17 protein-coding genes and 2 pseudogenes are annotated in these 19,713 nt (G+C 67.7%); 8 read left to right on the top strand and 11 right to left on the bottom strand.

What is annotated here, in order from left to right:
- Window positions 1-5 precede the first annotated feature (5 nt).
- Window positions 6-719: an RNA 2'-phosphotransferase gene (locus DR_RS16965; RefSeq protein ID WP_162177786.1), complete on the bottom strand. Its 714-nt coding sequence runs from the start codon at window positions 717-719 to the stop codon at window positions 6-8.
- Here DR_RS16965 and DR_RS16960 point away from each other — a divergent pair.
- The 5 genes from DR_RS16960 to DR_RS12465 are packed head-to-tail and all read left to right on the top strand — an operon-like array spanning window position 630 to window position 4,378.
- Window positions 630-1,115 (top strand): winged helix-turn-helix domain-containing protein, encoded by a 486-nt coding sequence (locus DR_RS16960; protein WP_063653035.1) that lies wholly within the window; start codon window positions 630-632, stop codon window positions 1,113-1,115. The genes DR_RS16965 and DR_RS16960 overlap by 90 nt on opposite strands.
- Entirely contained in the window at window positions 1,030-1,638 is a 609-nt protein-coding gene (locus DR_RS16955) for an IS630 family transposase (protein WP_010889051.1), read from the top strand. Before DR_RS16960 ends, DR_RS16955 begins: the two co-directional genes overlap by 86 nt.
- Before the next feature lie 39 nt (window positions 1,639-1,677).
- Window positions 1,678-2,103, top strand: coding sequence for a helix-turn-helix domain-containing protein (locus DR_RS16950; RefSeq protein ID WP_081816054.1), 426 nt, complete (start codon window positions 1,678-1,680; stop codon window positions 2,101-2,103).
- Window positions 2,058-2,813: an RNA-guided endonuclease InsQ/TnpB family protein gene (locus tag DR_RS16945; protein ID WP_010889050.1), complete on the top strand. Its 756-nt coding sequence runs from the start codon at window positions 2,058-2,060 to the stop codon at window positions 2,811-2,813. Before DR_RS16950 ends, DR_RS16945 begins: the two co-directional genes overlap by 46 nt.
- Window positions 2,814-2,866: 53 nt before the next feature.
- Window positions 2,867-4,378 (top strand): carboxypeptidase M32, encoded by a 1,512-nt coding sequence (locus DR_RS12465; RefSeq protein WP_010889049.1) that lies wholly within the window; start codon window positions 2,867-2,869, stop codon window positions 4,376-4,378.
- A gap of 66 nt (window positions 4,379-4,444) precedes the next feature.
- On the opposite strand, the gene mscL is transcribed toward DR_RS12465, so the two are convergent.
- Window positions 4,445-4,831 (bottom strand): large conductance mechanosensitive channel protein MscL, encoded by a 387-nt coding sequence (gene mscL, locus DR_RS12460; RefSeq protein ID WP_010889048.1) that lies wholly within the window; start codon window positions 4,829-4,831, stop codon window positions 4,445-4,447.
- A 90-nt stretch (window positions 4,832-4,921) separates the two neighbouring features.
- Between mscL and DR_RS12455 the strand changes: the two genes are divergently transcribed.
- Complete coding sequence (locus DR_RS12455; protein ID WP_027480058.1) at window positions 4,922-5,452, top strand: HD domain-containing protein; 531 nt, start codon at window positions 4,922-4,924, stop codon at window positions 5,450-5,452.
- A 34-nt stretch (window positions 5,453-5,486) separates the two neighbouring features.
- Here the strand turns inward: DR_RS12455 and DR_RS12450 are convergent, their stop codons facing one another.
- The 3 genes and pseudogenes from DR_RS12450 to DR_RS12440 form a co-directional block, all read right to left on the bottom strand.
- Entirely contained in the window at window positions 5,487-5,933 is a 447-nt protein-coding gene (locus DR_RS12450) for a response regulator (protein WP_010889046.1), read from the bottom strand.
- A complete protein-coding gene (locus DR_RS12445) occupies window positions 5,930-8,164 on the bottom strand; it encodes a PAS domain-containing sensor histidine kinase (protein ID WP_010889045.1) in 2,235 nt (744 codons plus the stop codon). The genes DR_RS12450 and DR_RS12445 overlap by 4 nt, the downstream gene beginning before the upstream one ends.
- A gap of 108 nt (window positions 8,165-8,272) precedes the next feature.
- Window positions 8,273-8,937, bottom strand: a pseudogene (locus tag DR_RS12440) (response regulator transcription factor).
- A 352-nt stretch (window positions 8,938-9,289) separates the two neighbouring features.
- Here DR_RS12440 and DR_RS12435 point away from each other — a divergent pair.
- Window positions 9,290-10,892, top strand: a pseudogene (locus tag DR_RS12435) (ribonuclease J).
- Between the two features lie 185 nt (window positions 10,893-11,077).
- Here the strand turns inward: DR_RS12435 and DR_RS12430 are convergent.
- The 3 genes from DR_RS12430 to DR_RS12420 all read right to left on the bottom strand — a co-directional run bounded on the left by DR_RS12430 (window position 11,078) and on the right by DR_RS12420 (window position 13,741).
- Window positions 11,078-12,502, bottom strand: a complete 1,425-nt coding sequence (locus tag DR_RS12430) for a sensor histidine kinase (RefSeq protein ID WP_010889042.1) — start codon at window positions 12,500-12,502, stop codon at window positions 11,078-11,080.
- A 24-nt stretch (window positions 12,503-12,526) separates the two neighbouring features.
- Window positions 12,527-13,186, bottom strand: a complete 660-nt coding sequence (locus DR_RS12425; protein ID WP_027480061.1) for a response regulator transcription factor — start codon at window positions 13,184-13,186, stop codon at window positions 12,527-12,529.
- A gap of 114 nt (window positions 13,187-13,300) precedes the next feature.
- Complete coding sequence (locus DR_RS12420; RefSeq protein ID WP_034350495.1) at window positions 13,301-13,741, bottom strand: hypothetical protein; 441 nt, start codon at window positions 13,739-13,741, stop codon at window positions 13,301-13,303.
- A 242-nt stretch (window positions 13,742-13,983) separates the two neighbouring features.
- On the opposite strand from DR_RS12420, the gene chrA reads away from it, so the two are divergent.
- Window positions 13,984-15,186, top strand: a complete 1,203-nt coding sequence (gene chrA, locus DR_RS12415; RefSeq protein WP_010889039.1) for a chromate efflux transporter — start codon at window positions 13,984-13,986, stop codon at window positions 15,184-15,186.
- Between the two features lie 10 nt (window positions 15,187-15,196).
- Here the strand turns inward: chrA and DR_RS12410 are convergent, their stop codons facing one another.
- The 3 genes from DR_RS12410 to dnaX all read right to left on the bottom strand — a co-directional run bounded on the left by DR_RS12410 (window position 15,197) and on the right by dnaX (window position 19,584).
- A complete protein-coding gene (locus tag DR_RS12410) occupies window positions 15,197-17,161 on the bottom strand; it encodes a glycoside hydrolase family 10 protein (RefSeq protein ID WP_227085960.1) in 1,965 nt (654 codons plus the stop codon).
- 61 nt (window positions 17,162-17,222) lie between these two features.
- Window positions 17,223-17,774 (bottom strand): hypothetical protein, encoded by a 552-nt coding sequence (locus tag DR_RS16940; protein ID WP_234944653.1) that lies wholly within the window; start codon window positions 17,772-17,774, stop codon window positions 17,223-17,225.
- Complete coding sequence (dnaX, locus tag DR_RS12405; RefSeq protein ID WP_010889036.1) at window positions 17,737-19,584, bottom strand: DNA polymerase III subunit gamma/tau; 1,848 nt, start codon at window positions 19,582-19,584, stop codon at window positions 17,737-17,739. The genes DR_RS16940 and dnaX overlap by 38 nt, the downstream gene beginning before the upstream one ends.
- Window positions 19,585-19,713 lie beyond the last annotated feature (129 nt).

Here is a 19,713-nt window from a genome sequence, read left to right as displayed (position 1 = left end):
AATTTTCACCCGATTCCCGAACATCCGGAAAGGCGCCGGATGCCCGTCCATCTCCTTAGAACCGTATTTTTTCCATGCGCTCCGCGCAAAATTGCGCCCGGATATGTCCGGGACTCAATTTGAAACCGTATGAGGTACTCCGGCGGCACTGTGTCCGTCAGCCACACCCCGTTGTCGGAGCGGAAAAAGTCGTAGCCGGCTTCACGCAGGGCCCCCGTCGCCACGACCAGCGCCACCGCCCGTCCGCGCCGCGCTCCCACCTGCTGCGCCGCGCCCGTGTCGGCGCTGAGAGAGACGTGGTGGCGGTGCACCGGCCTGAGCCCCTCGCGGCGAATGGCGTCGGGCGCGCCAGGCTGACCCGCAGGGAGGCGAGCAGCGGCTCCAGCGGCGCCCACCCGCCGGGTTCCAGCGTGACGCCAGCCTTCTCCGGCGCGTGGCGCAGCAGAGAAAAGGCGCCATCGCCTGACAGAAAGTGACGCGCATGCCCCGTTCTTCAGAGCGGGGTCTAGCGGCACGCCTTCCGCAGGGAGGCCAAGCCGACGCCTCCGGTTCTGTGGTAAGCTAAACGAGCAATGGCCCCGCGCTGCACTATTGATAACGGTGTAGGTATGAATTGGTAAGCTGGCCGTATGCCCGGATGGCAGCCGGCCCAGTATTCCCGCGCTCAGCTTGAGGAGCGCCGCTTGGCCGCGCTTGAATGGATTGAACGTGGGACGCATCGAAACCGAGAGATTGCTCAGCACTTCGGCGTGTCGGTACACACCGTGTACACCTGGAAAGCCCGCCTGAAGCGTAACGGTGGCCTTCAGGCCACCGTTGCCCGTGGCGCTTCTGCACGTCTGAGCGCGACGCAACACGAGCAGCTTCGCACCTTCCTGCGGGAGGGCGCCCTGCACCATGGCTTCCCTGATGACACCTGGACGACCCTACGCGTCACCAACCTGATTGGGCGGCACTTTGACGTGTGGTACCACCACGACCACGTGCGGAAGATTCTCAGACGCTTGGGGTTTACGCCCCAGATGCCAGATGGCCGAGCGGCCGAGCGCAACGAACTTCGGATCGCATCCTGGAAAGAACAGGTTGCACCGGAGTTGGAAAAAAAAGGTCGCTGAGGGCGCAATCCTAGTGTATCTGGATGAGGTCGGCTTCTCGCTGAAAGGCGTGCGAAGGCGGACTTGGGGAACCAGGGGCGTGACGCCCCTGGTCAAGCTTCCGGCGAATTGGGAGAAGCTCTCCACCATCGGGGCAATAACCTCGGACGGACGATTCTTCCAAAACACAAGATCTGGAGCGATTCGGAGTACGGATGTCACTCAGTTCTTTCGACACCTCCTGCGGCACATCCAAGGGGAGCTTGTGGTAGTGCTGGACAACGCGGGCATTCATCGATCTAAAGCCACTCAGGCGTTCGTGGAGACCCACGAACGCCTCTCACTGGTGTTTCTACCGCCGTACGCCCCGGAATTGAACCCGATTGAGCTGGTGTGGGCATACGTGAAGCGGAATGCGTTGGGGAATTTCTGTGCGCGTTCGATCGTTGAACTCAAAGGGCGACTGGTCAGCGCGTGGCAGCGCCTTCGGTATATCGAACTGCCTCAACGACTTATCGACTCAAATCTACGACGCGATCAATAACAGCCGGGACCGTGGCAAAGCGGCTGGAGACCGCCTCGCATGCAAGAGAGTACCACTCAAATCCGGGGGTACCGCTTTCGCCTGTACCCCACCAATCCCCAGGAGGCCGCGATGTTTGAGACATTGCGCCTCACCCGCACGCTGTACAACGCTGGCCTGGAACAGCGGATTGTCGCCTACCGCAAGCAGGGCAAGACGGTCACGGCCTACGACCAGCAAAAGGAACTCACCGCCCTGAAAGCGGAGTGTCCCGAGTATGCCGGGGTCTACTCGCATGTCCTGCAAGACGCGCTGGACCGGCTGGACAAGGCATACAAGGGCTTCTTCGCCCGCGTGAAGCGCGGCAGCGCTGGAACAGCTTCAAGTTCAAGTAAGTCTGGGACAAGAAGAAGGGCCAGTGGCTCAGCCCTGGCAAGCCTGTGGACGAGGGGCGACGCATCAACATCCCGAAAATCGGCGCAGTGAAGTGCAAGTTTCACCGCCTGCTGGAGGGGACGCCTAAGACACTGCAAATCGTGCTGGACGTGAACGAATGGTATGCGGTGTACACCTGCGAAGTCCCCGTGCAACCACTCCCCGAAACGGGTAGCACGGTGGGCGTGGACGTGGGAACGCGCTACTTCGCCATTACCTCCGACGGCGAGTTTGTCCATAACCCCCGGCACCTGGGGAGCGCCCTGAAAAAGCTGCGCGTTCAGCAGCGCACCGTCTCCCGTCGCAAGAAGGGCGGGAACCGTCGCCGGAAGGCCGTGGGGCAGGTTGCCAAGACGCACCGTAAGATTCGTCGCTCAAGGCAAGACTTCCACCACAAGGTGGCGGTTAAGCTGGTACGGGAAAACGACCTGATTGCCCACGAAGATTTGAGGGTATCTAACGTGGTCAAGTCTAACTTGGCCCGCTCCATCTCTGATGTCGGGTGGAGTGCGTTCTTCGACATCCTGCGCGGCAAGGCTGAAAGTGCTGGCCGCGTGGTGGTTCGGGTTCCCCCTCAGTACACCTCGCAGCGCTGCCATGCTTGCGGGCATACCTGTCGGGAGAACCGAAATAACGAGGTGTTCAAGTGCGTTTCCTGTGGGCATGAAGACCATGCCGACTGGAACGCGGCAAAGAACATCTTGGGACGGGCCGTCCCTTCAGGTGTCAACGGTAGCGGGGTCTCGCATGCCGTCGCCTGAGAAGCCCTGCGATTCATCGCGGGGAGTGGTCACTTTACGGCTACTCTCTGGCTATGACCACAACCCGACAAGACACCCAGTGGCAGCAGCTCACCGAGCACTGGCAGGAACTCGCCGACTTCGGGGGCATCGAAGCCTTGCTCGGCTGGGACCAGAGCACCTTTCTCCCTGCCGGGGCCGCCGAGGACCGCGCCCGCCAGCAGAGCCTGCTCGCCGGGCTGCGCCACGCCCGCGCCACCGACGCCGGGTACGGCAAGCTGCTCGACGCCGCGTCCAGCCGCAGCGACCTGTCGCCCGAACAGGCCCGCATGGTGCAGGTCGCCCGCCAGGACTTCGAAAAAGCCACCCGCATTCCCGCCGAGTTCGTGCGCGAGTTCAGCGGGCATGTGGGCCAGAGCTACAGCGCGTGGACCGAGGCCCGACCCGCCAACGATTTCGGGCGCATGGTGCCGTACCTCGAAAAGACGCTCGACCTGAGCCTCCAGGCCGCGAGCTATTTTCCCGAGTTCGGCGACCCGCTGGACTACTACATCAACGAGTCCGACGAGGGCATGACCGCCGAGCAGGTGGGGCAGGTCTTCGCCGAGCTGCGCGCCGCGCTGGTGCCGCTGGCCGACGCCGTGATTGCCGCCGGGGCGCCGCGCACCGACTTTCTGGGCCGGGGCTTCGCGCAGGAGCGGCAGCTCGCCTTCGGGGAACGGGTCATCCGCGACTACGGGTACGACTTTCGCCGGGGCCGCCAGGACCTCACCCACCACCCCTTCATGACCCGGCTGGGCGGCCACGACGTGCGGATTACCACCCGTGTCAAGGAGCAAGACCCCACCGACGCGCTGTATTCCACCCTGCACGAAGCCGGGCACGCGCTCTACGAACAGGGCGTGGACGCGGCGTTTCTGGGCACGCCGCTCGGCGGGGGCGTGAGTGCCGGGGTCCACGAGAGCCAGTCGCGGCTGTGGGAAAACCTGGTGGGCCGCTCGCGGGCGTTCTGGGCCGCCTACTTCGGTGACTGGCGCGACACCTTCCCCGAGCAGCTCGCGGGCGTGACCGAGGAGGAGATGTACCGCGCCGTCAACACCGTCTCGCGCTCGCTGATTCGTACCGACGCCGACGAGCTGACCTACAACCTGCACGTGATTACCCGCTTCGAGCTGGAGCGCGAGATGTTGGCGGGCAAGCTCGCCGTGCGCGACCTCGCGGACGCCTGGCACGCCGCCTACGAGCAGAACCTCGGCCTGCGGGCCCCGAGCGATGTGGACGGCGCCTTGCAGGACGTGCACTGGTACTTCGGACCCATCGGCGGGTCGTTTCAGGGCTACACCATCGGCAACGTGCTGAGCGCGCAGTTCTACGCCGCTGCCGAGGCCGCCAACCCTGGGCTGGAGGCCGACTTCGCCCGCAAGGACTTCTCGCGCCTGCACGGCTGGCTGCGGGAGAATGTCTACCGGCATGGCCGCCGCTGGACACCCGGCGAACTGATCGAGCGGGCGACGGGGCAAGCGCTCACCGCCGGGCCGTACCTGAAGTACCTGCGCGGGAAATACGGCGAGTTGTACGGCGTCTAATCCCACAAGACCCCACAAGCGAAAAAGCCCCGGCGCACAGGCTGGGGCTTTTTCGCTGAGGAAACCTCAGAGCGGGCGGCTTCTCACCGCGTCGCGGATTTCGGCCAGCAGCTTTTCTTCGTTGCTGGGCTCAGCTTCGGCGGCCTTTTCGCTGCGCTTGAGGCGCTCAGTCGCCGCGTTCATGGGCATGACGACGAAGAAGTACAGCACGGCGGCGGTCAGCAGGAAGTTGATGAGGGTGGAAACGAAGGTGCCCCAGTCGAACGTAATGCCGTTGACCGCGAAGGTGCCCGCCACTTTGCCGTGTCCGCCCGTCGCCAGGCGAATCAGCGGGTCGAGAAACGCCTTGGTAAAGGCCGCCACCACATTGTTAAAGGCCGCGCCGATGACCACACCGACCGCCAGATCAACCACATTGCCACGTAAAATGAAATCCCGAAAGCCATTCAACATGACGTGAAGTATGTCATGTTTGAGGTGTCAGCTTCCTTACATTCAGGTCTCTTCCTTACGACTCGGCGCCGGACCACGATAATGGCCGCCATGAACCGTGATGAGGCCTACGCGCTGATGCTCGAACACACGCCGTCGGAGTCGCTTCAGCGCCACATGCTCAACGTGGAAACGGCGATGCGCTGGTACGCCCGGCACTGGGGCGAGGACGAGGAGACCTACGCGGTGACGGGCCTGCTGCACGACTTCGACTACGAGCTGCACCCGGAGGAGCACCCCACCTGGGGCGTGACCTACCTGCGCGAGCGCACCGACGCCTCGCCTGAAATCCTCGACGCGATCATGGGCCACGCCGCCTACACCGGCACGCCGCGCACCACCCGCCTCGCCCAGACGCTTTTTGCGGTGGACGAACTGACCGGGCTGATTCAGGCCGCCGCGCTGATTCGCCCTGACAAGGACGTCAGGGGCGTCGAGCTGAGCAGCCTGAAAAAGCGCTTCAAGAACAAGGGCTTCGCGGCGGGCGTCAACCGCGACGAGGTGCGGCAAGGGGCCGAGGAACTGGGCGTGGACCTCGACGAGCATTTCCAGAATGTGCTGACGGCGATGCAGGCGGGCTAAGCCGACCTGCGCGCTCTTTCTTACCTACGGAGTCTCAGCCGCGCGGCGGAAAGCGCACGAAGGTCAGCCAGAAGTCCTCGAAGGCGCGAATGGCCTGGAGGAAATTCTCGAAGCCCACTGGCTTGACCACGTAGCTGCTGGCGTGGCCCGAGTACGAGCGGCGCACGTCGTCCTCGGCCTGGCTGGTGGTCAGAATCAGCACCGGAATCGAGCGCAGGTCGGCGTCGGCCTTGATTTCCTCCAGCACTTCCAGGCCGTTTTTGCGCGGCATGTTGATGTCCATCAGAATCACGTCGGGGCGCGGGGCCTGGGCGTGCTCGCCCTCGCGGCGCAGAAATTGCAGGGCTTCTTCACCGTCACGGACGATGTGCAGCCGGTTGGGCACTCGCGCCTCCGAGAAGGCTTCCTCGGTCAGCAGAATGTCGGGCTCGCTGTCCTCGACGAGCAGAATCTCGATGGTCCGGGTGCTGGACAAGCTCACTGGTGCCCCCCAACTTTCGCCGCGTGGTCGGCAGGCAGGCTGATGATGAAGGTGCTGCCTTCTCCCGGTTGCGACTTCAGCGTCAGGCTCCCACCGTGCGCCGCCACGATCTTGCGGGCAATGGCGAGGCCGATCCCGTTGCCGGGGTAGTCCTCACGCAGGTGGAGACGCTGGAAAATCGTAAACACCCGTTCATGATACTCGCTTCCGATCCCGATGCCGTTGTCGCGGACCTCGATACGCTGCTCGTTGCCGACTATGCTGGACACCACTTCGACCGCCGGGGGCACGCCGGGGCGGGCAAACTTCAGGCCGTTGCTCACCAGATTGGTCAGCAGTTGCACCAGCAGCGAGGGCTGCGCCAAGGCGGTGCCGGGCGTGTCCCAGGTCAGGGCGCCGCCGCTGCTCTCCAGGGCCGCTTCCACGTTTCGGGCGGTCTGTTGCATCAGGCTGTCAAGGGTAACTTCACTGAGTTCAAGTTCGTTGCGGCCCACCCGTGAAAAGGCAAGCAGGTCCTGAATCAGGCTGCGCATGCGTTCCACCGCGTCGAGCATGAAGGCGATGTACTGGTCGGCGCGGGCGTCGAGCTGGCCCTGATAGCGCCGGGCGAGCAGTTCGGCGTAGCTGCCGAGCGTCCGCAGCGGCTCTTGCAGGTCGTGGCTGGCGACGTAGGCGAACTGTTCGAGGTCGGCGTTGGTGAGTTGCAGGTGGTGCAGCGCGTCCTCGAGTTCGGCGTGGGCGCGGACCTGCTCGGACACGTCCTGAAACATGACGACGGCGCCTTCCACCTCGCCGCGCTCGTCGAGAGTCGGCGTGACCACGTAAGCCACCGGCACCGGGTGGCCGTCTCTATGCCAGAACACGTCGGCCTCGACCCGGCGCTGCTGCCCGTCGCGCAGCGTCTGGGAAATGGGGCACTCGCTGAGCAGGTGCGGCGTGCCGTCGGCGTGGTGGTGGTGCAGCTTGGCGTGCGACGGCTGACCGAGCAGCTCGCTCACGCTGTAGCCGAGCAGCTCCGAGGCCGCCGGGTTGACGAAGGTGTTGTTGCCGTCGCGGTCGAGCCCGAAAATCCCCTCGCCCGCCGAGGTGAGCAGCAGCGCCATGAAGCGCGACACTTGACCGATTTCCTGGGTCTGCTCGGCCACCTGAAGTTGCAAGTCGGCGTTGAGCGTTTGCAGCGCCCGCTCGGCGGCGTCTTGCAGGGTCACGTCGCTGTGGGTGCCGATCCACTCGGGCGGCGTCTGGCCCGCCTCGCCGCCCACCTGCACGGCCCGCGCCAGCATCGGCACGTAGACCCCGTCGTGGCGGCGCAGGCGGTGGCGGACTTCGTAGGCCTCGTTGCGCTCGATCGCCTGATCCCAGGCGGCCAGAGTGGCCTCGCGGTCGTCGGGATGCACGGCCTGGAGCCAGCCTCCGCCGAGGTGCTCGCGGGGGGGCTGCCCGGTAAACGCCTCCCACTGCGGCTGAGACACCCGAAATTCGCCGTCGTGGCTCGCACTCCAGACAATCTGGGCACTCGCCTGTACCAGTGAACGGTAGCGCTGCTCGCTGCGGCGCAGTTCCTCGCGGACCCGCTGCTCGGCGGTTTCGTCGCGCAGCACCAGCAGGACGCCAGGGGGCCAGGGGTCGGCAGGCCGCCGCGCCAGCGCCCCCACCGACAGCCAGCGCCAGTGCGGTGCGCCGGGCCGCAGCAGCCCCACCCGCATGTCGGTTTCGTCCTGTCCGCTGCGCAGGGCCCGCAGCGTGGGGGTTTCCTCGGGGGGCAGCCGATGACCGCCGGGGCGGCGCAGCTCCCAGTTGCCCGGCACGCTGCCCTGCCCGCGCAGTTGCTCGCGGCTCAGGCCCAGCGTCCGCGCCGCGCTGCCGTTGGCCCGCCGCACGTTCAACGTCTCGTCTTGCAGCACCAGCCCGGTCCCGAGGCGCTCGAACACGGTAAAGAGCAGGTCGAGCTGCTCCTCGGCGGCAGTCGCGGCGGGCGCGCGCCGCAGCCGCAACCACACGCCGCCCTCGGCGGGTAGGGCGTCGAACGCCCAGCCCCCGGCGGCGCCGCTGCTCGCCGTGCCGGACTGCGCCTGCCGCGCCGCCGCCTGCAACGCCGCCGCGAGGTCGGGCGCGAAGGCCGCCCAGCACGCTGGCGCGGAAGCAGCGCCTTCAGGCAGCGGAAACTGCTCCCCGGCGGCGGGGTTGCCGCTGAGCTGTTCTTCGCCGAGCGGGCCGCTGAGCCAGAACACCGGGTCCGGCAGACCGCGCAGCAGGGCGGCAGTATCGGACCCGGAGGCAAAGAAGGGGAGGCCACAGGGATGCTCACGGGCGGGCAGGACCAGTCAAAGGTGGGGGCCTCAGCCGCGCAGGGCGTAGCCACGCCGCGCACGGTCCGCAGCAGGCCGTAGCCGTCGAGGTCACGCAACTTGGCGCGCAGGTTCGCCATGTGCACGTCCACCACGTTGCTGCCTTCGGGCAGGCGGCCCTGCCAGATTTCCTGACCTATTTCCTGGCGCGAGTACACCCGGCCCGGCTGCCGGATCAGCAGCGCCAGAATGTCGAATTCCTTGGGCGAGAGCCGCAGTTCTTCGCCCTTGTAGGTCACCAGGCGCTTCTGGGGATCGAGGGTGAGGTCGCCCATGCTCAGGCTCTCGGAGGTGCGCTGCCGGAGCTGCACCTTGACGCGGGCGAGCAGTTCGTCGGGGTGAAAGGGCTTGATGAGGTAGTCGTCGGCGCCGAGGCCGAGCAGCCTCACCTTTTCTTCCACCGTGTCGCGGGCGGTGAGCACGATGATCGGCAGGGCGCTGTTTTTACGCAGGCGCTGCACCACGTCGCCGCCGTCGAAATCGGGCAGCCCGAGGTCGAGCAAAATCAGGTCGGGGTGGTCTTCGCGCGCCTTGATCAGGCCGTTCATGGCGGAGTCGGCATGGTCGACGACGTAGCCGGCGTCGGTCAAGTCCATGCGCAGGACGTTGGCAATGTCGTGGTCGTCTTCGATGACGAGAATCCGCTGTTCGTTCACCCGGCCATGATACCGCGCTCAAGGTCGGGTTTAACTGCTTTTCATATGCCAGGTGTCGGTGAGCAGTGGGGGGGTTGTGCTACCGTGAAGGTACTTCCGCCCGCCGGGCCTGGGCTGCCGCCTTTTTCGGCTCCAGCACATCGGCTTCGCCGGGTGACACAACCGCTTTCCGTCTGTGCGTTTCCACTCGTGCGCGGCCCGGCCCCGCCGCTGCCGCTCGCCGGATTCCACCGAACGGACCCTCCCCGCACTTTCCGAACATTTGGAGTCTTCCATGACCAGACCAGAACAACCCCGGCCCGAGTCGGCTGACCTGCCCGCTCCCACCCTCGAAGTCATTCCGCTCGGGGGCATGGGCGAAATCGGCAAAAACATCACCGTGTTCCGCTACGGCGACGAAATCGTGGTGGTGGACGGCGGCCTCGCCTTTCCCAAGGCCCACCAGATGGGCATCGACCTCATCGTGCCGCGCATCGACTACTTGCTCGAGCATCAGGACAAGATCAAGGGCTGGATTCTGACCCACGGCCACGAGGACCACATCGGCGGGCTGCCTTATATCTTTGCCCGGCTGCCCCGCGTGCCGGTCTACGGCCTGCCGCTGACCCTCGCCCTGGTGCGCGAGAAGCTCAGCGAATTCGGCCTTCAGGACGTGGACCTGCGCGAAGTGACCTATGGCGACGAGGTGCGCTTCGGCCAAAGCTTCGTGGCCGAGTTCTTCTGCATGACCCACTCGATTCCCGACAACGCTGGGTACATCCTCAAGACCCCGGTGGGCGACGTGCTGCACACCGGCGACTTCAAGATCGACCCCGACGTGGGCACCGGCGCGGGCATCGTGAGTGATCTGGAGCGCGTCGAGCAGGCGGGCAAAGACGGCGTGCTGCTGCTCATCTCCGACTCGACCAACGCCGAGCGCCCGGGCCACACGCCGAGCGAGGCCGAGATCGCCCGCAACCTCGAGGAGATCATCAAGGGCTGCCGGGGCCGGGTCTTCCTGACGACCTTCGCCTCGCAGGTCTACCGCATCCAGAACATCCTCGATCTTGCCCACCGCCAGGGCCGCCGGGTGGTCATGGAAGGCCGCTCGATGATCAAGTACGCGCAGGCCGCGCAGGCCACCGGGCACATGAACCCGCCCGAGCCGTTTCTGACGAGCGAGGAAGTCGGCGAACTGCAAGACCAGCAGGTGCTGTTCGTCTGCACCGGGTCGCAGGGGCAGCCGATGGCGGTGCTCGGGCGCCTCGCGTTCGGCACCCACGCCAAGATTCGCGCTGCGCCGGGGGGACACGGTGATCCTGAGCAGCAACCCGATTCCCGGCAACGAGGACGCGGTGAACCTGATCGTCAACCGCCTCTACGAAATCGGCGTGGACGTGGTTTATCCGCCCACCTACCGCGTGCACGCCTCAGGCCACGCTTCGCAGGAAGAACTGGCGACCATCCTCAACCTGACCCGGCCCAAGTTTTTCCTGCCCTGGCACGGCGAGCCCCGGCACCAGATCAACCACGCCAAGCTCGCGCAGACGCTGCCCCGGCCTCCCAAGCGCACCCTGATCGCCAAGAACGGCGACATCGTCAACCTCGGCCCCGACGAGTTCCGGGTGTCGGGCACCGTGGCGGCGGGCGCGGTCTACGTGGACGGCCTGGGCGTGGGCGACGTGAACGACGACGTGCTGCTCGACCGCGTCAACCTCAGCCAGGAAGGGCTGCTGATCCTGACCGCCGTGCTGCACCCCACCCCGCACGTGGAAGTCGTCGCCCGCGGCTTTGCCCGCCCCAACCGCGACCTCGAACTGCAAATCCGCCGGGTGGCGCTCGAAGCCGTGGAACAGGGCCTGCGCGAGAAAAAGCGCCTGGAAGACGTGCGCGACGATATGTACGGCGCGGTGCGGAGATTCACCCGCAAGGCGACGGGCCGCAACCCGGTGCTGATTCCGATGATCGTGGACTGAGTCATCGAATGGGGAAGGGGAGCGTGGGCGTATGCCTCCGCTTCCCTTTCTTTGATTGAGGGCATTTGACAAAAGAATGGCCCTGCGCTGTTTAACCCTCTACCAAGCAAGGGGAGACTCGGAGAGCTGCGGAGCAGAGGGCCTGCCGAAGGCAGGGGTGAGGGGTCTTTATGACGTCAAATGCTCTAGACCCCGACCGGCTCCACGTCCTCCAGCACCTCGTCGTCCTCGTCCTCCCCGAGCGCCGCGCCCGGCACCGTCAGCACGAATTCGGCTCCGGCGACCTGCCCCCCGGCGTCCAAATGATTGCCCCCGGTCAGGTTGCCGCCGTGCATCACCGCAATCTGGCGCGACACGCTCAGGCCGAGGCCGCTGCTGCCCGCGCCGCTCACGAAGGGGTCGAAGATGCGCTCGCCGAGTTCGGGGGGCAGGCCGGGGCCGGAGTCGCGGACAGTGAAGGTGAGCCACTCCGGCGTCTCGGCCAGCGTGCAGCTCACGCTGCCGTCCAGGCCCGCGTGCCGACGGGCGTTGGCGAGCAGGTTGCGCAGCGCCTGGGTCAGCCGGTCGGGGTCGCAGAGGATGCCGCCCGACCAGTCTCCGCTGAAGGTCACGCCGGGCACCAGCCGGTCGAGGCGGTCGCGCAGCGTCACGGCGGGGATGTAGTGCCACACCAGCTTCATTTCGAGTTGCCCGCGCGCGAGCTGCATCAAGTCCTGGGTGGTGAAGGTCAGCTCGTCGGCGACCAGCGCGGCTTTTTGCACTTCGGGGTCGTTCGTGCGCTCGCCCGCGCGGCTGAGGGTGGCCTTGAGCACCGTGAGCGGCGCCCCGAGCTCGTGGACAATTTGGCCGAGGAGTTGTTTTTCGCGCAGTTGTCCGGCCTCGATACGCACCAGCAGGCGGTTGATGGCGGCGAGCAGGCGGTGCACCTCGTCCTCGCGCTCAGGCAGCGGCAGGGTGGCGAGGCTGCGGCTGGGGTCGATGCGGTCGGCGAGGTCGGCGGCTTCGCCCAGCCCCGCGAGCATCCGCTGTCCCACCAGCCAGCCGAGCAGCAGCAGCAGCAGCGGCGCCACCAGCAGCGACAGCAGCAGCGCCCGCGTCGCACTCGTCTGGGCCACCACCAGGTCGGTCTCGGGCAGCGCCACCCACACGGTTCCGTAGTCCGGCGCAGGGCGGGTGGTCGCCCGCATGGGTACGTCCAGCACGGTGAAACTGCCGTGCTGTGGATACGGAAAGGGGTCGCCCAGCCTGAATTTCTGGCGGGTGTCGGACTTGAGCGAGGTGCTCACGCCCAGCACCCGGCCATCGTTGTCGAGGATGGCGGTGTAGCCGCTGATGGGCGGCAGGCCCTGGCCGATGTCCTGCTCCTTGCTGCCAAAGCGCTCGGCCACCGCGTCGGCGCGCTCGCTCAGCCGGGCGTCGAACTGCCGGTTCATCTGCCCCAGGAGGTACGACGTGATGCCCAGGCCGATGACGGCGGTGATGACCAGGGCGCTCAGGCTGTACATCAGCGCCAGCCGGAAGCGCAGGCTGTGGCGCCACGCCACCCGCGCAGAGTGCAGCCCCGCGCCGGGGGTCAGGCGCGAGGCGAGGGAAGGCTGGGAGTTCGGCACAGTCAGGGTCGGCGCAGGGGCAGGCTAGTGTTGCAGCACGTAGCCCACGTTGCGGATGGTCCGAATCCGCAGGTCGCTGCCCGCCGACTCCAGCTTCTTGCGCAGCTGCGAGATGCGGACTTCCACGCTGTTGGAGTTCGGCGTTTCCCAGCCGTAGAGGTGAGACTCGATGTCGGCGCGCGAAAAGACCCGCTCGGGCGTGCGCATCATCAGTTCCAGAATGCGGGCCTCGTGCTCGGTGAGGTTCACGTTCTTGTCGTTCACCGTCAGCAGCAGGCTGGAGGTCGAGAGCGCCGTGTTGCCGAGATTCACGCCCGTCCCGGCGGCGGTGCGGCGCAGCAGCGCGGTAATCCGGGCGTCGAGTTCGGGCATGGCGAACGGCTTGGTGAGGTAGTCGTCGGCCCCCGCGTTCAGCCCCGCCACCCGTTCCTGCACCCCGGTGCGCGCCGAGAGCACCAGCACCGGCGTACTGGAGTACTGCCGCAGCGCCTGCACGAGGTCCAGCCCATCGCCGTCGGGCAGGTTGAGGTCGAGTAGCACCAATTGCGGCGAGTGGGTGCCGAGCCACGCCTGCGCGTCCCTGAGCGTGGGGGCGTGGTGCACCTGGTAGTCGGCAGAGAGGTAATCCCGGAGCAGGGGCCCCAGGTGCGGGTCGTCTTCCACAATCAGGATTTGCGCGAGCATGAAGTCTCCTTGGCGGGTGGGAGCAGGTTGGACGTGGGGCGAAAGCTGCAACAGCCTAGCGCGTTACGCAACGTGACCCGGCATACCTTTCGGGCAGATAAAGCCGGCGCCGTCTCAGCGGCCCAGCACCATCATGCTGTTGGCGGGGGGCAGCAGCAGACTGGTGGGCTGCACGTCCACGCTGAGTTTGTACGGTTGCAGCAGCTTTTTCAGGGGCACGAAGGACTTGTCGTTGCCCGCGCCAGAGCGCGACGCCGTATTGGGGACCCCATCGCTGTCGGTGTCGATCAAGAGCTGGCCGCCGCGCAGGGCGCCTTCATAACTGCTGCGCAGCCCCGCGTAGGTGCCCCGGTCCTTTTCCTCGTCGGTCTGGGAAAACAGGGCGACCACCGGCCCGCTGTAGTTCTTGTCGAACTTCACGTTGAACTTGCCGGCAATGCTCTCGCCGTAGGCCACCTTGTTCTTGAAATCGGGGTCCCACACGATCAGCTTCAGGGCCTGCGCCGGTGTGGCGAAGACCATGAGAGCGAGCAGAGCGAGTGAGGTGCGTTTCATCATTTGTAGTGTATCCAGTCGTGGGCAGGCCAAAAGTAGGCCGGGAGGAAAAGGGGAAAGCTGCTGGAGGCCCTATTGACGGCTCCGCAGGTCGGTCATCCCGCTCAGCCTAACGGTTCAAGCTGACGCCCCCTTGACGCTGGCCTGAAGCGGAGGTTGGGGCACCTGGGAAGTTTCTCAGCTTGGCCTTCGGTCCCGTTTCTTTGGTACCTGCCTGACCGTTCGCCGCTACCCTGGGGCGCGTGAGTGCGTCCCCACTGCCTGCCGTTCCTGCCCACACCGTCTTTGCCGCTTTTTTGCGGCTGGGGCTGACCTCGTTCGGGGGGCCAGTGGCGCACTTGGGGTTTTTCCGCGAGGAGTTCGTCAACCGCCGCCGCTGGCTGAGCGACGCGCAATACGCCGACGTGGTGGCGCTCGCGCAGTTTTTGCCGGGGCCGGCGAGCAGTCAGGTGGGGTGCGCGGTGGGTTTTCTGCTCGCTGGAGCGCGGGGGGCGCTGGCGGCGTGGGCGGCCTTTACCCTACCGAGCGCCCTGCTGCTCGTGGGCTTCGCGGCGCTGGCGGGCCGGGCCGGCGACCTGAGCGGCGCGGGCTGGGTCAGCGGCCTGAAACTGGCGGCGGTGGCGGTGGTCGCGCAAGCGGTGGCGGGCATGTGGGGCTCGCTGGTGGGGGCCGGGGAGGGAACGCCCGGACGAGTGCGCAGCGGGCTGGCGCTCGGCACGGCGGTGGGGCTGCTGCTGTGGCCGGGAGCGTGGACCCAACTGCTCGCGCTGCTGCTGTGCGCCCTGGTCGGCTGGCGCTGGCTGCCAGCGGCGACGGGCGAGGGAGGCGGCTGGCCGCTGCGCCTGTCCCGCCGGGCGGGGCTGGGGTTGCTGGGGCTCGCCCTCGCTGGCCTCGTGGTGCTGCCGCTGCTGGCGCCGCTCTCGCCGGCCTGGACGTTCGCGGACCGCGTGTACCGCGCCGGGGCGTTGGTCTTCGGCGGCGGGCACGTCGTGTTGCCGTTGCTGGAGGCAGGGCTGGTGCTCGATTTTCTCAGCGCGGGGAGTTTCCTCGCCGGGTACGGGGCAGCGAACGCCGTGCCGGGGCCGCTCTTCACCTTTGCCAGTTACCTCGGCGCGGCGCAGGCGGTCTTTTCGCCGCTGCTGGGGGCCGCGCTCGGCACGGTGTTCATCTTTCTGCCGGGCCTGCTGCTGATGCTCGGTGCCCTGCCGTTATGGGCCGAGCTGTCGCGCAGGCCGGGCACCCGCCGCGCTCTGGGGGGCCTGAACGCCGGGGTGGTCGGCCTGCTGCTCGCCGCGCTGTACGACCCGGTGTTCACAGCGGCGGTGCACGGCCCGCGTGACCTCGCGCTGGTGCTGCTCGCCTACGCCGCGCTGACGGCGGGCAAGCTGCCGGCGTGGGCGGTGGTGCTGGGGGCAGCGGTGATTGGCGCAGGAGTGCTCAGGTAGCTCAGGCGCCTCAGCGCTTCCCCGGCTTCGTGGGTTTGATGGTGGCCGGTTTGACTGTCGGCTTGACGGTGGCGGGCTTGACTGGGGCGGACTTGGTGGCGGGTTTCACCGTCGGCTTGGCTGGCGCAGGAGTGGCAGGAGCCACTGGGGCACTGGCAGGCGCGCTCGCCGGCTTCAGGTCGCGCAGCACGAGGTCGGGCAGGCGGACCACGCCGCGTTCGGGCACCGTGTCGGCCCAGCGCTGGCCCCCCACCCGGATTTCGGTCTTGCCGGCGGGCAGGGTCAAAAAGCCGTAGTAGCCGTTGCCGTCGGTGAGCGACTGCGCCACCCGCACCCCGCCCTGCCACGCCTCCACGGGGCGGCTGCCCAGCACGGCGGCGCCCCGGATGCGGCCCATCAGCCCCCGGCTGCTCGGAGCGGCGTCCTCCCAGCGCTGCTCGGCGGGCAGAACCTCGGGGCGGGCGCTCAGGGCACTGCCGACGGCTTTGAGGCCCTGCGCCATGCTTTCTTTGCCCTCATACACGTTCAGGGTGGGCGTGCGGTAGGAGTAGCCCACCCAGCCCAGGCCGCTCGCCACGCTGCGCCCAGCCTGCGCGGCACTCACCGGGGGCGAGTTGAGGTACAGGGCGGACCCCACCGCCAGTGCGCTCGGCTGCCGGTCGGCGCGGACGCGCACGCTGTCGGCAAAGGCGTTCCAGCCGTTGAACCACGCGCCCTGCTCGGCCACGCCGTCGCGCTTGTAGTTCATGGGCACGTTGAGTTCGATCAGGCCGTCGCGTACCCATTCCGGCCAGTTCTGCATCACGTCGGTCACGGTGCGCGAGCGGGTAAAGGCGGCGAGGTCGCCCGGCTTGGGCGGCGCCCCATAGGTGATGGTCGCGGCGCTCAGCCACGCGTCGGGGCGCACGCTCTTGACCTCCAGCGCGATGCGGCGGACCAGCGCAGTGATCTGCTCGCGCTTCCACGCCTGCCAGCGCGGGTCGCTCGCCGCCGGGGTGCCCGCCGCTCCGGTTTCGGCGCGGTAACGGGTGAGCGTCTTGGGGTCGTAGCCCCAGTCGCCGCCGTCGGGGTAACGGATGCGGTCGAGTTGGATGCCGTCCACCCGGTAGTTGCGAACCAGATTGACCACGCTCTGGGCCATAAATTCGGCGGCGTCGGGAATGCCGGCGTCGAGCCAACCGTCTTTGCCTTCGAGCCAGCTTCCGTCGGGACGGCGGGCGAGCCAGGACTGCGCGCCGCTGCTCGGGCCGTGCGTTTTCATCACGTGGCCGGGGGCGGTGCTCGGCACGGCGGCGTTGGCGATGCCGGTGACGCTCGCCCAGGCAATCACCTTGATTCCGCGCTCGTGCGCCAGCTTGGTGACGATGGCGAGGGGGTCGAAGTTCTTTTCAAGCGCCTGATCGGTTATCAGCGGCAGCCCGCTTTTCATGCACAGGCAATCGCCGCGCCGAATCGCCTGCACGAACAGGGTGTTCACGCCGAGCGCCACTGCGTCGTTCACCGTCTGCTGCACCTGCGCCCGCGTCTTGAGGCCGGGCCCGAAGGCGTCCACCCACAGCCCGCGCAGGGTGCTGCCGGGAGGCCCGGCGGGCACCTCGACGACCACCGGCTTTTCGGGCAGTGGGGGCGTGGGCACTGGAAGCGGCGGGGTGAGAACCGCCGGAGCGGGCGGCGCCGGGCTGACGGGTGCCGGTGGAACAGGCGCTGGTGGGACAGGGGCCGGGGGAACGAGTGCTGGTGGAGCAGGCACCGGGTCCGCTGCCGGAGGCGCCTCGGGCGGGGTCGGTTCTGGGACCGGATCGGCAACGGGGGGGGTCGCCGGGGGGGGCGGCTCGCTGACCGGCGGAACCGGCTCGGGAGGAGCCGTGATCGGCGGCGCGGGAACGGGTGGGGGAGCAGTTTCCTGGGCCTGCGCCGGCAGCGCCAGGGCGAGAATCAGGGAAAACCACAGACGGCGGGAAAAGGGCGCAGGCATAGCTCAGCGCGCAGGCTAGCGCAGGGGCCTGACGGGTGGATGGGAAGGGGTCGGGGCGGGCTCAGGCTTCGGCGGTGTCTTCGCTCTCGTCGGCTTCTCCATCGGCGTCGCTGCTGTCCGCCTGCACCCGGCGGTTCTTGCCGATTTCGCGAACCCGGCCTGAAAACCGGCCCTTGATGTCCTCGAACATCGGGTGGGCACGGATGTCACCGGGCCGGGCGGGCGCGGCAGGCCGAGCGTTCGCCGTCTCACGCGGGGCGGGGGCCGGTTTGGGTGCCGGACGCGGAGCGCTGTACTCGGCGAAGGGGGCGTCGTCCAGCAGCGCGGCGCCGCTCGCTTCCACGTCGTCCAGCACCGGGGCGCCGAAGCTGTCCCAGTCGGGTTCCTCGGTAATCACTTCGCCGAGGTACAGTTCGCGGCTCTGGCCCGGCGGCGTCACCCGGTCACCGCCCTGGGCGTCGGCGGGGGCAGGGGGCGGCTCGGCGGCGTGCTCGTCCTGCCAGGGCGCGGCCTCGTTCCCAGGCAGCGGCGCGGGGGCCACGTCGTCGGGGCTGGGCGGGTCGGGCAGGCGGAGTTCAGGTTGCCGGGCCGCAGGCGCACGGGCGAGTCCCACTGGGCCGGGCCGGGGGGCGCGGCGGCAGGCTGGGCGGTGGGGCGCTGGCCGTCTGAGTGCCGGGGGTCTGGGTGCTGGCGGTCTGGGCAGCAGCGACGGGCTGCGGCTGAGCGGCGCCCACCGTCACCGGCTCGAACTCCGGTCCCCGGCGACTGCGGCGCGGAGAGGGGTCGAAGTCGGGAATCTCGACAGGGGCGTCGGCTTTGGGGGCCGGAGTGGAGCGAGTCGGTGCCGGGTTCAGTGTGGGTGCCGGGGCAGACGCGGCAGCCTGACTCCCGCCTGCTCTCCCGGCTTCACGCTTGCGGCCTAGACCTTCGGGGGCAATCAGTTCGAAGGTGATGGGGCCAAACACGCGCTCCACCAGCGCCGCGAGTTCGTCGAACTTGCCCGCCACCTGCTTGGCGTGAAAGCTGCTGCGGTCCTCGTAGGTCAGGCTGACGTAGCCGTCCTGCGCGTGCATCCGCGCCGGTTTGAGAAAAGCGCGCATCTGCATGGTCGTCTGCGCCATCACGTCGGCCCAACTGCCCTGCGTGGGCGCCGCTGCCGGAGCAATGGACGCTGCCGCCTCACGCACGGCTTCGCGCGCCGGGGCCGGGCCACGTTTTTCCGCTGGGGCCGCCGGGACTGCCGAAGCAGGAGCCGCCGCACGGGGAGCGCTGCGGAGTGTGGACAATTCCTTTTCCAGTCGGTTGAGCCGCTGGAGCAGGTCGCCGGGCACCTGCGCCGGGGCGGACGTGGCGGCAGAGCCCAGACTCGGCGCACCGCCTCCCGTGCCCCCATCGGCGGCAAGCAAAGCGTGGGTCAGCGCCAGTTCCAGGCTCTGCTGGTCGGCGCTGCGGGCGAAGCGGGCTTCTTGCTCGTCGAGCGCGGCCTGCAACTTCAGCAGCCGGGGCACCTCGGCGCCTTCCAGTCGGCCTTCTTCGCCCAGGCCCAGTTCGGCGTGCAGCGCGGCCCCGAAAGCGGCCACCAGCCCTTCGACCACCGTGCGGGCCGCGAAACCGTCGCGGTAGAGCTGCGCCGCACCTGAGATGGCCTCGCCCGCGTCGCCCACAAGCAGCGCCGACGCCACGCCGCGCACCCGTTCGCCGGGGGGCAGCCCCAGAGCTTCTTCCACCGCCGGGCGCGTCACCGCCGTGCCCGCCGCCAGCATCCGTTCGAGCAGGCTCTCGCCGTCGCGCATGGCCCCGTCGGCGAGGCGCCCGATGAGGTTCAGCGCGTCAGGGTCGGCGCTGGCCCCTTCCAGCGTGACGAGGCCGGCGAGTTTGCCCGCGATTTCTTCGGAGGTCAGACGGCGAAAACGGTAGTGCTGGCAGCGCGAGAGGATGGTCGGAATGATTTTTTCCGGCTCGGTGGTCGCCAAAATGAAGATGACGTGCTCAGGCGGCTCTTCCAGCGTCTTGAGCAGCGCGTTGAAGGCGGCGCGGCTCATCATGTGCGCTTCGTCGAGGATGTAAATCTTTTTGCCGCCGCGCATGGCTGCCAGCCCGACTTTCTCGCGCAGGTCGCGCACGTCGTCCACCGAGTTGTTCGACGCTGCGTCGATTTCCATCACGTCGGGGTGCGACCCGGCCCGCACCGCAAGGCAGCTTTCGCACTCGCCGCAGGGCTTCGGCGCAGGCCCGGTGCAGTTGGCGGTCATGGCGATGAGGCGGGCGGTGGTCGTCTTGCCCACCCCGCGCGGCCCGGAAAACAGGTAGGCGTGCCCGATGCGCCCCTGCTCCAGCGCGGTGCGCAACACGTCCTTGACGTGTTCCTGGCCCACGACATCTTCCCAGCGGATAGGCCGCGCCCGCTGATAGATGGCGCTCATGGGCGCCTCCGGCTGGGGGGGGAGGACGCCTGAAACTGGTGCTGATGCGTCACGGTCCCGTTCACTGCCTCAGTGTACGCCCTGGGAAAGATTACGGTGTGAGCGTATCGCCAGACAGCAAGACTCCGC

It is taken from the genome of Deinococcus radiodurans R1 = ATCC 13939 = DSM 20539, from assembly GCF_000008565.1.
Classification (GTDB): domain Bacteria; phylum Deinococcota; class Deinococci; order Deinococcales; family Deinococcaceae; genus Deinococcus; species Deinococcus radiodurans.
Note: the sequence above shows the minus strand (reverse complement) of the source record. Positions and strands in the feature narration are given on the sequence as shown.

Coding starts and splice junctions, on each gene's coding strand:
- DR_RS12465 (WP_010889049.1), top strand. CDS start 2,867: ATGACCACAACCCGACAAGACACCCAGTGGCAGCAGCTCACCGAGCAC.
- DR_RS12410 (WP_227085960.1), bottom strand. CDS start 17,161: ATGCCTGCGCCCTTTTCCCGCCGTCTGTGGTTTTCCCTGATTCTCGCC.
- DR_RS16965 (WP_162177786.1), bottom strand. CDS start 719: ATGCGTCCCACGTTCAATCCATTCAAGCGCGGCCAAGCGGCGCTCCTC.
- DR_RS16955 (WP_010889051.1), top strand. CDS start 1,030: ATGGCCGAGCGGCCGAGCGCAACGAACTTCGGATCGCATCCTGGAAAG.
- DR_RS12455 (WP_027480058.1), top strand. CDS start 4,922: ATGAACCGTGATGAGGCCTACGCGCTGATGCTCGAACACACGCCGTCG.
- DR_RS16960 (WP_063653035.1), top strand. CDS start 630: ATGCCCGGATGGCAGCCGGCCCAGTATTCCCGCGCTCAGCTTGAGGAG.
- mscL (WP_010889048.1), bottom strand. CDS start 4,831: ATGTTGAATGGCTTTCGGGATTTCATTTTACGTGGCAATGTGGTTGAT.
- dnaX (WP_010889036.1), bottom strand. CDS start 19,584: ATGAGCGCCATCTATCAGCGGGCGCGGCCTATCCGCTGGGAAGATGTC.
- DR_RS12425 (WP_027480061.1), bottom strand. CDS start 13,186: ATGCTCGCGCAAATCCTGATTGTGGAAGACGACCCGCACCTGGGGCCC.
- DR_RS16950 (WP_081816054.1), top strand. CDS start 1,678: ATGCAAGAGAGTACCACTCAAATCCGGGGGTACCGCTTTCGCCTGTAC.
- DR_RS12420 (WP_034350495.1), bottom strand. CDS start 13,741: ATGAAACGCACCTCACTCGCTCTGCTCGCTCTCATGGTCTTCGCCACA.